Origin of the sequence: Occultella kanbiaonis (assembly GCF_009708215.1) — a bacterium.
Lineage (GTDB): Bacteria > Actinomycetota > Actinomycetes > Actinomycetales > Beutenbergiaceae > Occultella > Occultella kanbiaonis.
Map to the genome: position 1 here is coordinate 1,127,789 of NZ_CP046175.1, position 12,847 is coordinate 1,140,635.

15 protein-coding genes are annotated in these 12,847 nt (G+C 71.2%); 11 read left to right on the forward strand and 4 right to left on the reverse strand.

Annotated elements, in window-relative coordinates:
* Nucleotides 1-5: 5 nt before the first annotated feature.
* Nucleotides 6-839 (forward strand): pyrroline-5-carboxylate reductase, encoded by an 834-nt coding sequence (gene proC / locus GKS42_RS04890; RefSeq protein WP_232847931.1) that lies wholly within the window; start codon nt 6-8, stop codon nt 837-839.
* A gap of 71 nt (nt 840-910) precedes the next feature.
* Here proC and GKS42_RS04895 read toward each other — a convergent pair whose 3' ends face one another.
* Together GKS42_RS04895 and GKS42_RS04900 are read right to left on the reverse strand one after the other, a co-directional pair.
* Nucleotides 911-1,609 carry a potassium channel family protein gene (locus GKS42_RS04895; protein ID WP_154792836.1) on the reverse strand — a complete coding sequence of 233 codons (699 nt, stop codon included), beginning with the start codon at nt 1,607-1,609 and terminating at the stop codon, nt 911-913.
* On the reverse strand, nt 1,602-2,978 hold the full coding sequence (locus GKS42_RS04900) for a TrkH family potassium uptake protein (protein WP_232847932.1): 1,377 nt from the start codon (nt 2,976-2,978) through the stop codon (nt 1,602-1,604). Before GKS42_RS04900 ends, GKS42_RS04895 begins: the two co-directional genes overlap by 8 nt.
* 75 nt (nt 2,979-3,053) lie before the next feature.
* Here GKS42_RS04900 and GKS42_RS04905 point away from each other — a divergent pair, with 75 nt between their 5' ends.
* From GKS42_RS04905 to GKS42_RS04915, 3 genes are all read left to right on the forward strand, one after another.
* Entirely contained in the window at nt 3,054-4,241 is a 1,188-nt protein-coding gene (locus tag GKS42_RS04905; protein ID WP_154792837.1) for an acetoin utilization protein AcuC, read from the forward strand.
* A 146-nt stretch (nt 4,242-4,387) separates the two neighbouring features.
* Nucleotides 4,388-4,597: a helix-turn-helix domain-containing protein gene (locus tag GKS42_RS04910; RefSeq protein WP_154792838.1), complete on the forward strand. Its 210-nt coding sequence runs from the start codon at nt 4,388-4,390 to the stop codon at nt 4,595-4,597.
* A gap of 194 nt (nt 4,598-4,791) precedes the next feature.
* Nucleotides 4,792-4,890, forward strand: a complete 99-nt coding sequence (locus GKS42_RS04915) for a 30S ribosomal protein bS22 (RefSeq protein WP_003792170.1) — start codon at nt 4,792-4,794, stop codon at nt 4,888-4,890.
* 536 nt (nt 4,891-5,426) lie between these two features.
* Here GKS42_RS04915 and GKS42_RS04920 read toward each other — a convergent pair.
* The gene (locus tag GKS42_RS04920; RefSeq protein ID WP_154792839.1) at nt 5,427-6,227 is read right to left on the reverse strand and encodes an HAD family hydrolase; all 801 of its coding nucleotides are present in this window, start codon (nt 6,225-6,227) and stop codon (nt 5,427-5,429) included.
* 125 nt (nt 6,228-6,352) lie between these two features.
* Here GKS42_RS04920 and GKS42_RS04925 point away from each other — a divergent pair, with 125 nt between their 5' ends.
* Nucleotides 6,353-6,616, forward strand: coding sequence for a glutaredoxin family protein (locus tag GKS42_RS04925; protein ID WP_210769313.1), 264 nt, complete (start codon nt 6,353-6,355; stop codon nt 6,614-6,616).
* Nucleotides 6,617-6,714: 98 nt separating this feature from the next.
* Here GKS42_RS04925 and GKS42_RS04930 read toward each other — a convergent pair whose 3' ends face one another.
* Nucleotides 6,715-7,269, reverse strand: a complete 555-nt coding sequence (locus GKS42_RS04930) for a YceI family protein (protein WP_154792841.1) — start codon at nt 7,267-7,269, stop codon at nt 6,715-6,717.
* Nucleotides 7,270-7,416: 147 nt separating this feature from the next.
* Between GKS42_RS04930 and GKS42_RS04935 the strand changes: the two genes are divergently transcribed.
* The 6 genes from GKS42_RS04935 to ccsB are packed head-to-tail and all read left to right on the forward strand — an operon-like array spanning nt 7,417 to nt 12,801.
* Nucleotides 7,417-7,923, forward strand: a complete 507-nt coding sequence (locus GKS42_RS04935) for a MarR family winged helix-turn-helix transcriptional regulator (protein ID WP_154792842.1) — start codon at nt 7,417-7,419, stop codon at nt 7,921-7,923.
* A 43-nt stretch (nt 7,924-7,966) separates the two neighbouring features.
* Nucleotides 7,967-8,611: a histidine phosphatase family protein gene (locus GKS42_RS04940; protein WP_154792843.1), complete on the forward strand. Its 645-nt coding sequence runs from the start codon at nt 7,967-7,969 to the stop codon at nt 8,609-8,611.
* Nucleotides 8,608-9,222 carry a TlpA family protein disulfide reductase gene (locus tag GKS42_RS04945; protein ID WP_232847933.1) on the forward strand — a complete coding sequence of 205 codons (615 nt, stop codon included), beginning with the start codon at nt 8,608-8,610 and terminating at the stop codon, nt 9,220-9,222. The genes GKS42_RS04940 and GKS42_RS04945 overlap by 4 nt, the downstream gene beginning before the upstream one ends.
* A 28-nt stretch (nt 9,223-9,250) precedes the next feature.
* Nucleotides 9,251-10,045, forward strand: a complete 795-nt coding sequence (locus GKS42_RS04950) for a cytochrome c biogenesis CcdA family protein (protein WP_154792844.1) — start codon at nt 9,251-9,253, stop codon at nt 10,043-10,045.
* Nucleotides 10,046-11,776 (forward strand): cytochrome c biogenesis protein ResB, encoded by a 1,731-nt coding sequence (gene resB / locus GKS42_RS04955; protein ID WP_232847934.1) that lies wholly within the window; start codon nt 10,046-10,048, stop codon nt 11,774-11,776.
* The gene (gene ccsB, locus GKS42_RS04960; RefSeq protein ID WP_154792845.1) at nt 11,773-12,801 is read left to right on the forward strand and encodes a c-type cytochrome biogenesis protein CcsB; all 1,029 of its coding nucleotides are present in this window, start codon (nt 11,773-11,775) and stop codon (nt 12,799-12,801) included. The genes resB and ccsB overlap by 4 nt, the downstream gene beginning before the upstream one ends.
* Nucleotides 12,802-12,847 lie beyond the last annotated feature (46 nt).

The window sequence follows — 12,847 nt, forward strand, 5'->3', positions numbered from 1 at the left end:
TCGACGTGCCGATCGAGAACGAGTCAGGAACCGGGGCGGACGTCGCCCTGATCGGCGCCGGCGTGATGGGGGAGGCCATCCTGGTCTCCCTGATCGGTGCCGTCGGGGCCGAGCGGATCCGGATCAGCGACGGTCGGGCCGAGCACGGCGCCGCCGTGGCGCTGCGCCATGGCGTGCGCTGGTGCCCCACGAACACCGAGGCCGTCGACGGCGTCGGTGCCGTGATCATCGCCGTCAAGCCGAAGGACGTGGGCGCCCTCGCCACCGAGATCGACGGCGTGCTGGATGCCGCCGCGCTGGTGGTCTCGATCGCCGCCGGGATCCCGACGGCGTACCTGGAGTCCCGGCTCGGCGGCGCCAACCCCGTGGTGCGGGTGATGCCGAACACGCCCGCCACGATCGGGCACGGTGTGAGCGTCCTCAGCGCCGGGACGAGCGCCACGGCGGACCACCTGGACCGCACCGAGCAGCTGCTCGCCGGGACCGGCACGGTGCTGCGGGTGGATGAGGCCTACCAGGACGTGGTCACCGGGATCTCCGGCTCGGGTCCGGCGTACGTCTTCTACCTGATCGACGCCCTCGCCGAGGCAGGGGTGCTCGGCGGGCTCAGCCGGGACGTGGCACTCGACCTGGCCCGGGCGACGGTCGCCGGGTCCGGTGCGATGGCGCTGGCCTCGGGCGAGCACCCGGCGATCCTGCGGGAGCGGGTCTCCTCGCCGGCCGGCACCACCGTCGCGGGCGTGCGCGAGCTCGACGAGCGGGGCGTGCGGGCCGCGGTGATCGCGGCCGTGGACGCGGCCCGGGCCCGGTCCGTGGAACTCGGCCGCGACCTGGCCTGACCGGTCCACGGCACGACCCGACCGGTCCACGGCACGGCCCGACCACCGCCGTCGGGCAGCGTCCGAGGCGCTCAGGGCCTGCGCGCGAACTTCTCCAGCAGCACCGTGTCGCCGGAGAGGATCAGGGTGTCCTCCGCGTCGATGCGGGTGCTCTCGGTCGCGTACTCGAACGGCTGCCCCGGCGGCTTCACGCCGATCACGGTGACCCCGTACTTCTTGCGGATGTGCGACTCGCCGACGGTGAACCCGTGCGTCTCCTGCGGCGGGCGCATCTTGACGATCGTGAACCCGTCCTCGAGCTCGATGAAGTCGAGCATCCGCCCGGAGACCAGGTGCGCCACCCGGGCGCCGGCGTCGTGCTCGGGGTAGACCACGTGATGAGCGCCGATGCGCTGCAGGATCCGGCCGTGCTCGGCGGAGATCGCCTTCGCCCAGATCAGCGGCGTGCCCAGGTCCACCAGGTTCGCGGTGATCAGCACGCTCGCCTCCAGCGAGGTGCCGACGCCGACCACCGCGATCGGGAAGTCCTTCGCGCCGAGCTGGACCAGCGCGTCGGCGTTCGTGGCGTCGGCCTCCACCAGGGGCAGTCGCCCGCTCCAGGTCTGGATCAGGTCCGGGTCGCGCTCCACGGCCAGCACGTCGCGACCCAGCTCGTCGAGGGTGGCGGCGAGCGAGGCGCCGAAGCGGCCGAGCCCGACCACCAGCACCCCGGCGTCGCTGCCCGGTCGCGCGGCGTTGGCCGTGTTCCCTCGTGCTCTGTTCTCAACCAATGATCGGCCTCTCCTCGGGCATCCGGATGACCCGACGTCGTTGACGCAGGGCGAGCGCGGCTGCAAGTGTCATTGTCCCGGTCCGGCCCGCGAACATCAGCGCGACCAGCACGTAGTGCGACGACGTCGGCAGGTCGGCCGTGATCCCGGTACTCAGGCCGCACGTCGCGAACGCCGAGATCACCTCGAACAGGATCACGTCCAGGTGCAGGTCCGTCTGGACCAGCAGGGCCAGGGTCGCCAGGCCCACGAACGTGGCGCCGATGAACGAGACCGCGATCGCCAACCGGACGGTGGTCAGCTCGATCCGGCGCCCGAAGGCCTCGATGTCCCGGTCGCCGCGGGCCTCGGCAACGATGGCAAGCAGCATCACCGCGAACGTGGTCACCTTGATCCCGCCGCCGGTGGAGGCGCTGCCCCCGCCGACGAACATCAGCGCGTCCTGCATGAACCAGGTCGCCTCGCGCATCTCGCCGATGTCGACCGTGGAGAACCCGGACGAGCGGGGTGTGATGCCGGCGAGGAGGGACCCGAGGATCCGATCGCCCACCGGGAGGCTGCCGAAGGTGGCCGGGTTGGTCCACTCGAAGGCGCCGATGAGGACCGCGCCGAGCCCGAACAGCGAGGCGCTGGTGATCAGCGTGAGCTTCGCGTGCAGGGTCCACCGGCGTGGCTGGCGAAGGTGGGTCGCCACGGACAGGATCGCCGGGAAGCCGAGCGAGCCGATGAACGTGCCGACGATGATCGGCAGGCACATCCACCAGTCCCCGACGTAGGCGTTCAGGCCGCCGGGGATGATCCCGATCCCGGCGTTGTTGAAGATCGAGACGGCCAGGAACCACCCGTTCCAGGCCGCCGAGCCCAGGCTCTCGCCCAACGTCAGGAACCGGGGGATGAGCGCGAGCGCGAGCACTGCGGTGATGCTCAGCGAGGCGATGATGACCGCCCGGATCAGGGTGCCGACCTCACCGAGCCGGGTGGTCTTCGTCTCCTGCGCGGCGAGCAGGCGCTGGGTCAGCCCGATCCGGCGGGACACGGCGAGCCCGAGGATCGAGGCGAGGGTCATCACGCCGAGGCCGCCGACCATGATCGCGAACATGATCACCGCATGCCCGAAGGAGGACCAGTAGCTGGCCACGTCCACGATCGTCAGGCCGGTGACGCACACGGCCGACGTGGCCATGAACAGGGCATCCATGAACGGCGCCGACTCGCCGCTGGTGGTCGCGATCGGCAGCGACAGCAGCGCGGTGACGACCGCGATCACCCCGACGAAGACCATCAGGGTCAGCCGCGCGGGCGAGTGCCGTGCGATGGCGTCGACGGCGTCGCGTCCGGCGCGCAGGAACGACGGGATCTCTCGCGCCACCCGCTCTCCTCACCCCTGTCCCGACGATGCGGAGCCTACTGTGCCACCAAAGCGCTGGTGGCGTTACGGTGAACCATGCTCACGCCGCCCGCGTCCGTCGCGCTCGCCTGGAGTTCCGAGCTGCTGGGCTACGACTTCGGCGTCGGGCACCCGATGGCACCCGCCCGGTTGCGCCTCACGATTGACCTGATCCGCGCGCTCGGCCTCCTGGACGCGCCGGGGCTGCGCATGGTCGAGACCACCGAGGCCAGCGACGAACTGCTCGCGACGGTGCACGACCGGGACTTCATCGCCGCGGTCCGCGCAGGTGGCGACGGCCTCCGCGACCCGGTCCGGGGCCTCGGCACCACCGACAATCCGGTGTTCCCGAGGGTGCATGAGGCCTCCGCGCGGATCGTCGGCGCCACCGTGGCCGGTGCCGAGGAGGTCTGGTCGGGCCGGTCCCGACATGCAGTCAGCCTCGCCGGCGGCATGCATCACGCGATGGCGGCCGCGGCGTCCGGGTTCTGCATCTACAACGACGTCGCGGCGGCGATCCAGTGGCTGCTGGAGCACGGCTGCGAGCGGGTCCTGTACGTCGACGTCGATGCCCACCACGGCGACGGCGTGGAGCGGGCCTTCTGGGACGACCCACGGGTGGTCACGGTCTCGGTGCACCAGAGCGGGGAGTCCCTGTTCCCCGGGACCGGCTTCGCCCAGGACGTCGGTGGGCCGAACGCTCGCGGCTGTGCGGTGAACGTGCCACTGCCCGCGCACACCTCGGACATCCCCTGGCTGCGCGCCATCGAGGCCGTGGTGGCGCCGCTGGCCGAGGAGTTCGCCCCACAGGTCATCGTCAGCCAGCACGGCTGCGACACCCACCGCCGGGACCCGCTCACCACCATGGACATCTCGATGGACGGGCTGCGTGCCGCGGCGGTGCTCATCGGGGAACTGGCCGAGCGACACTCCGGGGGCCGCTGGCTCGCGACCGGCGGCGGCGGGTACGACATCCTCTCCACCGTGCCGCGGGCCTGGGCCCACCTCGTCGCGGTGAGCGCCGGCGTGGACCTGCCGGGATCGACACCCGTGCCGGCGTCCTGGCGCGAGGAGGTCGCCGCGCTCGGCGACCTGGAGGCACCGCAGACGATGGGCGACGGTGTGGACGTCACGTTCCGGACCTGGGTCGAGGGGTTCGACCCGGACGATCCGGTCGACCGCGCCATCATGGCGACGCGTCGCAGCGTGTTCCCGTGGCACGGGCTCGACCCGCTCACGGCATGAATTCGGCCATTGGATTCCCGAACAGGTCCCTGACCCTCTAGGATTCACTCCTGTGCCGGTGCGCGGGCCTTTCGACGTGTTCACCTGCACGCATGACAGTGGGTGTGTCCGCCGACGGGCACCGGAATCGGGGAGGGGTGAGGCACATGGCTGAGGCCGAGGCGCCGCGCTTCCTCACCGTGGCCGAGGTCGCCGAGTTGGCCCGGGTCTCCCGGATGACCGTGTACCGGATGGTGCACGCGGGCGAACTCCCCGCGATCCGGGTCGGCAAGTCTTACCGCGTGCCCCAGGCGGCGGTGCAGGAGATGCTCTCCGACGGTCTCGGCTCCTGGGAGGGGACCGGAACCGGGCGCTGACCGGGGCCGGGTAAGATACCGGGAAGATGTAGTACTGGTCTGTTTCAGTGCGTGCGCCCCGACCGGGTCGGCGTCGGCTAGCACCCCGTCGTAAGTTCTCTGTTCATCGGTGAGTCTCCGTCGAGATTCGGCCGGAGCCGCACGGCTTCCGTCCGGGCTCGCGACGGGCCTCATCCCAGCCGTAGTGAGGTCCCATGGGTTCTGTCATCAAGAAGCGTCGCAAGCGGATGGCGAAGAAGAAGCACCGCAAACTGCTTCGCAAGACGCGTCACCAGCGTCGCAACAAGAAGTAGCCTTTCGCGGGCGTTCCGCCCGCCGGCGCTGGGTGCTCTCGTGCGCCCAGCCCTTGCCGAGACCGGACCCTTCGACCGGAACCGGACCCGCGTGGTCCTGTTCCGGGCCGGGCGTCCGGTTTCGTGCGTTCCGGAGCGGTTCGCGCGGCTCGGCGTCCCGATCCGGCATCGGCTCGGTCTCTCGGCTCGGCCAGCACCTGCCCGGCCCGGCTCCGCTGACTCGAGACGTGGATGGGCGCGCACCCGACCCGCATCTCGCGTCAGTGGAGTGGGCACCCTGGGCGTTCGCCTGACGTGAAGTGTCGGTCGGTCCGTCCGTTACCCGCATCTGGCGTCAGCGGAACCGGATCGAGGCGGCGTGTGTGGCGGTCGGTCGGCTCGGCCTCTCCGTGCCCGACTCCGCTGACTCGAAACGTGGGTGGGCGCGCACCCGACCCGCATCTCGCGTCAGTGGAGTGGGCACCCTCGGCGTTCGCCTGACGTGAAGTGTCGGTCGGTCCGTCGGTGACCCGCATCTGGCGTCAGCGGAACCGTGGTCAGCCGCGCAGGCGTCGCACCACGGCGCGGGCCGCCACCGCGGTCACCCACACCGCACCGGCCCACGAGGCGGTGCGGACCCCGCGACGCACGTCCCGCCGTCGGCGGCGGAAGTCGCGGACCTGCCAGCCCCGCTCGGCGGCGTACCGACGTAGTCGCGCGTCGGGATTGATCGCGAACGGGCGCCCGACGAGGCTCAGCAGCGGCGCGTCGTTCACCGAGTCGCCGTAGGCCGAGGACCGGGCCAGATCCAGCCCCTGGTCGGCGGCGATCCCGCGCGCGCCGTCGGCCTTGTGCTCGCCGTGCATCATGTGCCCGACCAGCCGGCCGGTGTAGAAGCCGTCGCGCGACTCCGCGACCGTGGCCAGCGCCCCGGTCGCGCCCAGCCGGCGGGCGACCAGGTCGCCGAGCTCACGTGGCCCGGCGGTGATGATCCACACCTGGTCACCGGCCCGCAGGTGCGCCTCGATGAGTTCCCGGGTGCCGGGGAAGACCCGGTCCGCGAGCACCTCGTCGTAGACCTCGTCGGCGATGGCCGCGACCTCCGCGACCGAGTGCCCCTGGATCAGGCTGAGGGCGCGCCCCCGCAGTTCGTCGATGGCGCTGAGGCGTTCCCCGAAGGTCAGGTAGTAGACCGAGTGGAGGCCGAAGTAGGCGATGTCCCGGCGTCGGAAGAAGCCCCGCTGGTACAGCCGACGGGCCAGGTGGTAGGCGGACGCGCCCCGGATGATCGTGTTGTCGACGTCGAAGAACGCGGCGGCCCGGGTGGGCTCGCGCTCCGGCGACTGGTCGGCTGACACCACCTCACTGTAGTCACCGCTGCCCGCGACCCGGCCCTGGCCGGCCGCCGTCGCCCGAGCGCGTCGGGGCGGCCGTGCGCGCGCCGGTCGGCCGTCGTGCAGGGGGAGTCGATACGATGTTCCGCATGGCCGAGACAGGCACCACCGACGGCGCCGTGCCGCGGGTCACGCTGTTCAGCAGGCGCGAGTGTCACCTCTGCGAGACCGCCCGGCGCGCCGTCCGGGCAGTCTGCGAGCCCGACGGCGTCGCCTGGGCCGAGGTCGACATCGACGCCGACCCCGTGCTCCAGGAGCGTTACGGCGAACTGGTGCCGGTGGTCACGGTCGACGATGTGCAGGTCGGGTACTGGCGCATCGATCCCGAACGGATCCGCAAGGCCCTGCGCTGAAGCAGTGCCCCCGGACGAGGAAGGAGCGCAGTCCCGTCGGACTGCGCTCCCTCGTTGATGCGGCGGCGTTCGCCAGCGGTGCCCCGGTGCGCGTGGGGTCAGGCGTTGACCGACGCGACCTCCTTGACGGCCTCGACCTCGATCGAGAGCTTGACCTTGTCGCCGACCAGCAGGCCGCCACCCTCGAGGGCGACGTTCCAGGTCAGGCCGAACTCCTTGCGGGAGATCTCGGTGCTGGCGGAGAAGCCCACCTTGTCCGCGCCGCTGGCGTCGGCAAGCGCGCCGTTGAACTCGACGTCGAGGGTGACGGGCTTGGTCACGCCGTTCACGGTGAGGTCGCCGATCAGGGCGAACTCCTCGCCGGAGCCCTCGACGGCGGTGGACACGAAGGTCCACTCGGGCTTGGTCGCCGCGTCCCAGAAGTCGGCGCTGGTCAGGTGACCGTCGCGGCCCTCGTTGCCGGTGTGCACGGAGCCGGCGGCGATGGTCACGGTCGCGGCGGAGTCCGCGAAGTTCTCGGCCACGGTGAACGAGCCGGAGAACTCGGTGAAGCGGCCCTTGACCTTCGCGATGCCGGAGTGGCGGACCTGGAATCCGACCTCGCTGTGGCTGGCGTCGATGACGTAGGTGCCGGCGGGGATGACGTTGCTCATACTGGGTGCTCCTCGGGATGGGGTAAGAATTGGTTGAACGGGTAGTTGAACGTTGTAGTAATGAGGATGCCGGAGACCTAGGCTGATGTCAAGGGGGGTGATTCCGCCGAACAGCCTCGGGAACGATCAGGAGCAGGAGCAGGTCCCATGACACAGACGCCTATCGACCTATCGACCGAGGCGCCGCCCGGCGCCCCGGTGCACTGGCTCGACGCCGAACAGCAGGTCGCCTGGCGCGCGCTGCTGACCGGCACGTCAGTCCTCTTCGACGCACTCGGCCGTGATCTCGAACACGGTGCCGGCCTGAGCCTGAACGAGTACGAGGTGCTGGTGCGGCTCTCCGAGGCGCCCGGCCGCGTCTTGAGGATGTCGGTCCTCGCGGAGGAACTCGTGCACTCGCGCTCGCGGCTGACGCATACGGTCAGCCGGATGGAGCGTGCCGGCCTGGTGTCCCGCTGCAGCAGTGCCCAGGACGGACGCGGCGTGGACTGCATGCTCACCGACGCGGGCATGGCGCAGCTGGAGGCCGCGGCCCCGGTGCACGTCGCCTCCGTCCGCCGACGGCTGGTGGACGTCCTCAGCAGGGACCAGTTGCTGGCCCTCGGTGCGGCGTACAGCCAGATCGACGAGGAGGTCCGGTCCCGCGCCGGCTGAGGCCGGTGCGTAGCATCGGCGAAAACTTTGCGAGACTGGGACCATGTCGCGTACCACCGTCCACCTGCTGCGTCATGGTGAGGTCCACAACCCCGATCGGGTCCTGTACGGGCGCATCCCGGGCTATGGGCTCTCCGAGCGCGGTCACCGGATGGCCGAGCGGATCGCAGACACCTTCACCGCGCGCGGTGCGGACCTCGTGCACCTGGTCGCCTCACCGCTGCAGCGGGCCCAGGAGACCGCCGCCCCGCTGGCGGCCGCGTTCGACCTGCCGGTCCGCACGGACGAGCGGGTGATCGAGGCCGAGAACTACTTCGAGGGCTCGACGGTCGGCAAGAACCCGGCGGAACTGCTGAACCCCGCGCACTGGGCCAAGCTCGTCAACCCGCTGCGCCCGTCCTGGGGCGAGCCCTACGCCGAGCAGGCCGCGCGGATGTACGCGGCGATCCGGGACGCCCGCGCCGCGGCCGACGGTCACGAAGCCGTGATCGTGTCCCATCAGCTGCCGATCTGGGTAGCCCGCAGCACGATCCTCGGCCGGTCCATGCTGCACGATCCCCGCCGCCGGCGCCTGACCCTGGCGTCGCTGACCACACTGACGTTCGAGCGCGGCACGCTGCTCGCGGTCGACTACACCGAGCCGTGCGCCGACCTGTTGCCCGATGCGACGACGGCGGTGCTTCCGTGAGGCGGTTCCGTCCGGCTGGTCGCGCCGCGGGCAGGGCGCGGCTCACCGTGCTGGGTCTGCTTGCCGGCGCGCTGGTGCTCGCCGGCTGCGCGAGCGAGCCGACGCCGTCGGCCACCGACGACGCGAACCAGGGCTACGTCTCGGGTGACGGCTCGGTCCAGTCCTGGGCCCCGTCCGATCGCGGTGACGTCGTCGAGCTGGCGGGGCAGTCCTACGCCGAGGAGCCGATCGACATCGCGGACTGGCGCGGCGACGTCGTCGTCGTGAACTTCTGGTACGCCGCCTGCCCGCCGTGCCGTGCCGAGGCTCCGGATCTCGCCGCGATCGCGACCGACTACTCCGATCAGGGCGTGCACCTGCTCGGCGTGAACCACACCGACGACGCCGGCACCGCGCAGTCCTTCGAGCGCCGGTTCGAGCTGCCGTACCCGAGCCTGGACGACGACGACGCCGCGGGCGTCGCCGCGATGCAGGGCGTGGTCCCGCTGACCGCGATGCCGAGCACCGTGGTCCTCGACATCGAGGGCCGGGTGGCCGCCCGCATCATCGGGATCGCCGACCCGACGATCCTGCGCGGGCTCATCGACGACGAACTCGCCGCCGGCGCATGATCGGCGTGTCCCGGCGAGCCGAGCTGCCATGACCTGGCTCGAGCAGCTCAGCCGCACGTTCGCCGAGACCGTGTTCTCCGGGTCGATGGTGGCGGCGGTCCCGATCGCCCTGCTGGCCGGGTTCGTCTCGTTCGCGTCCCCGTGCGTGTTGCCGCTGGTGCCCGGCTATCTCGGTTTCGTGGGCGGCATGGTCGGTGCGGATGCGGGTGGTTCCGGGCGCGGCGGGTCGACGGCCTCGACCGGATCGAGGGCTCGGCTGGTGCTCGGTATCCTCGGGTTCGTCGCCGGCTTCACCCTGGTGTTCGCGGTGATGACCCTGGCGCTGACCTCGGTTGGCATGTACCTGTTCCGGTGGCAGGACGTGATCACCCGGGTGCTCGGCGTCCTGGTGCTGCTGATGGGGCTGGCGTTCCTCGGGGCGGTGCCGTTCCTGCAGCGCGAGCGCCGCTTCCACATGAGCCCGAAGGCCGGGGTGTGGGGCGCACCCCTGCTCGGCATCGTGTTCGGCTTCGGCTGGGCTCCGTGCATCGGCCCCACCCTCGCCGCCGTGCAGGCGCTCGCGGTCCCGGGCGGCGACCTGGGCCGGGCGATGATGCTCGTGATCGCCTACTGCCTCGGTCTCGGCCTGCCGTTCGTGCTCGTCGCCCTCGGGCTGAAGTCCTCGGACCGCATGATGAACTTCCTGCGGCGGCACCGGCTCCTGATCATGCGCCTCGGCGGGGGCCTCCTGGTGCTGCTCGGCCTGGCCCTGATCACCGGCGTCTGGTCCTGGCTCGCGAACTGGCTGCAGGGCTTCATCGACGGATTCGTGACGGTGATCTGAGTGGCGACAAGGTACGAACCGGAAGGGCTGGCGACGACCGACGACGCCGCCGACGGGATCGAACCCGCCCCGAAGCGGGCCGGCGGCGCAGGCGGAGCGGGCCCCTCCGGGCCTCGGTCACCCTCGGGCGGCGCGCCTCGCGGCGACGCCGGGCTCGGCGTGCGGGGGTGGTTGCGGTGGACGTGGCGGCAGCTGACCAGCATGCGGGTGGCCCTGCTGCTGCTGTTGCTGCTCGCGGTCGTGGCTCTGCCGGGCGCCTTCTTCCCGCAGCGCACGTCCGACCCGAACGCGGTGCAGCAGTACTTCCTGGACCACCCGGACACGGCGGACCTGCTGGACTCGCTGCACCTGTTCGACGTCTACGCCTCGCCGTGGTTCTCCGCCGTCTACCTGCTGCTGTTCGTCTCCCTGATCGGCTGCATCCTGCCGCGCACCTGGGTGCACCTGAAGAACCTGCGCGCCGAGCCCTCCCGGGTGCCGAGCCGGTTCACCCGGTTCGACGTGCGCGGCCAGGCGCGGGCCGCCGGCACGCCGGAGCAGGTCCGGAGGAGCCTGGACGCAGCCCTCGGGCGCCGGTACCGACGCCGGCTCGCGAGCGAGCGGGGCCGGACCGCCGACGGCGAGACGAGGACGGCGCTGACCATCTCCGCGGAGCGCGGCTTCGGCCGTGAGACGGGCAACCTGGTCTTCCACCTCGCCCTGGTCGGCCTGCTCGTGGTGACGGCGTGGGGCCAGCTGGTGCACTACCGCGGCCAGGTCGTCGTGGTGCAGGGGGACACGTTCGTGAACTCCCCGCTCGACTTCGACTCCTTCGACACCGGCAGCTGGTACGGCGCCGACGCCCAGGAGCCGTTCCGGGTCCGCCTGGACTCGTTCGAGTCCGAGTTCACCGTCGACTCCCAGGCCCGGGACTTCGTGGCCGGGGTGACCCTCACCGAGACCGACGGCAGCACCCGCACCGCGGACGTGCGGGTCAACCACCCACTGGAGACCAACGACACCCGCATCTACCTCACCGGGAACGGCTTCGCGCCACGGTTCACGGTGACCGACGGCAGCGGCGAGGTGGCGTTCTCCGGTGCCGTCCCGTTCCTGCCCACCGCGGACCCGAACTACACCTCCAACGGGGTGGTGATGGTGCCGGACGCGAACGGCGGTGAACGCCAGCTCGGCTTCAACGGGGTGCTGCTGCCCACGGCCACCGCGGACGAGGAGGGCAACCTGATCGGGTCCGCCTACCCCCAGCCCCTGGACCCGGCTGTGGTGCTCAACGTGTGGGTCGGGGACCTCGGCCTGGACAACGGCGTGCCACAGAACCTCTATCTGCTGGACACCACGAACATGGAGCAGGTGCTGACCACCGGCGAGGACGGGACCGAGGCTCCGGTCCAGGTGGTGCTGCGGCCGGGGGAGTCCGTGGAGCTGCCGGACGGTCTCGGCACCATCACCTTCGAGGATCTGCCCCGGTTCGCCGCGTTCGACGTGCGCTACGACCCGTCGATCATATGGATGGGGGTGTTCGCGGGACTCGCGTTCGCCGGACTGGTGGCCTCGCTGTTCCTGCCGCGGCGCCGGATCTGGGTGCGCCTGGTGGCCGGTGCCGACGGGGATACAGTGGTCTCCGCGGCGGCGTTGGCCCGCGGCGACGATCCCGGACTCCAGCGTGAGCTGGACCGGGTCCTGGCGGTCCTGGACTCCGATCAGGCCGCAACGTCGAAGGAGGACCGGTGAACAGCGATCTCGGTGACATCAGCACGCTGCTGATCTATGGGGCGATGGCGTCCTACGTGGTCGCGATGATCGCGTTCGCGGTGGATGTCAGCGCGCTCGGCGTCGGTGCACCCAAGGATCGCAGGCGCCGCGCCGCAGGGATCGGCCTGTCGACGATGTGGCTCGGTGCCGGGCTGCAGTTCGTGGGGATCGTGGTGCGCGGCCTCGCCGCCGGGCGGGTGCCATGGGCGAACATGTACGAGTTCACCCTGATGTTCACGTTCTTCGTCGTCGCCATCTTCCTCGGCCTGCAGACCCGACGGGACATGCGCTACCTCGGCGTCGCGGTGGCGATGCTCGCGTTCCTGGCGCTGATGCTCGCGGTCAGCGTGCTCTACGTCGAGGCGGACGGGGTCCAGCCCGCCCTGCGCAGCTACTGGCTGGTGATCCACGTGTCCGTGGCGACGCTCGCCACCGGCCTGTCCGGTCTGGCAGCGATCATCTCGATAGCCCAGTTGGTCAAGGCGCGCAGCGAGCGCGCGTCGGCCGGCTCCGCCGCCATGGCGGCGGCCGGGTCGACGGCGGAGGTCACCTCGGCCGCTACCGGCGGCGGCACGTCTGTCACCTCGCGCGCTGCCGCTGGCGGCGGCACGTCGGCGACGGCGACCGCGGTCGCCGAGACGGCCACGGAGCCCGGCGCGACGTTCGGCTCCAGGATCGTCGGCGCGCTGCCGGCCTCGGCCAACATGGAGCGCCTCGCCTACCGGCTCAACGCCGTCGGGTTCGTGGCCTGGACGTTCACGCTCGTGGCCGGAGCGATCTGGGCGGAGCACGCCTGGGGCCGCCCGTGGGGCTGGGACCCGAAGGAGACCTGGACGTTCGTGATCTGGGTGATCTACGCGGCGTACCTGCACGCGCGGGTCACGACGGGCTGGGCGGCCGAGAAGTTCGCCTACTTCGCGCTCGTCGGGTTCATGGCGGTGCTCGCGAACTTCTACATCGTCAACATCTTCTTCAGCGGCAAGCACTCCTACGCCGGCGTGTGACCTGTCTGACCCGGTCGCTGCGTCACCTCACGCTCACCGGGACCGC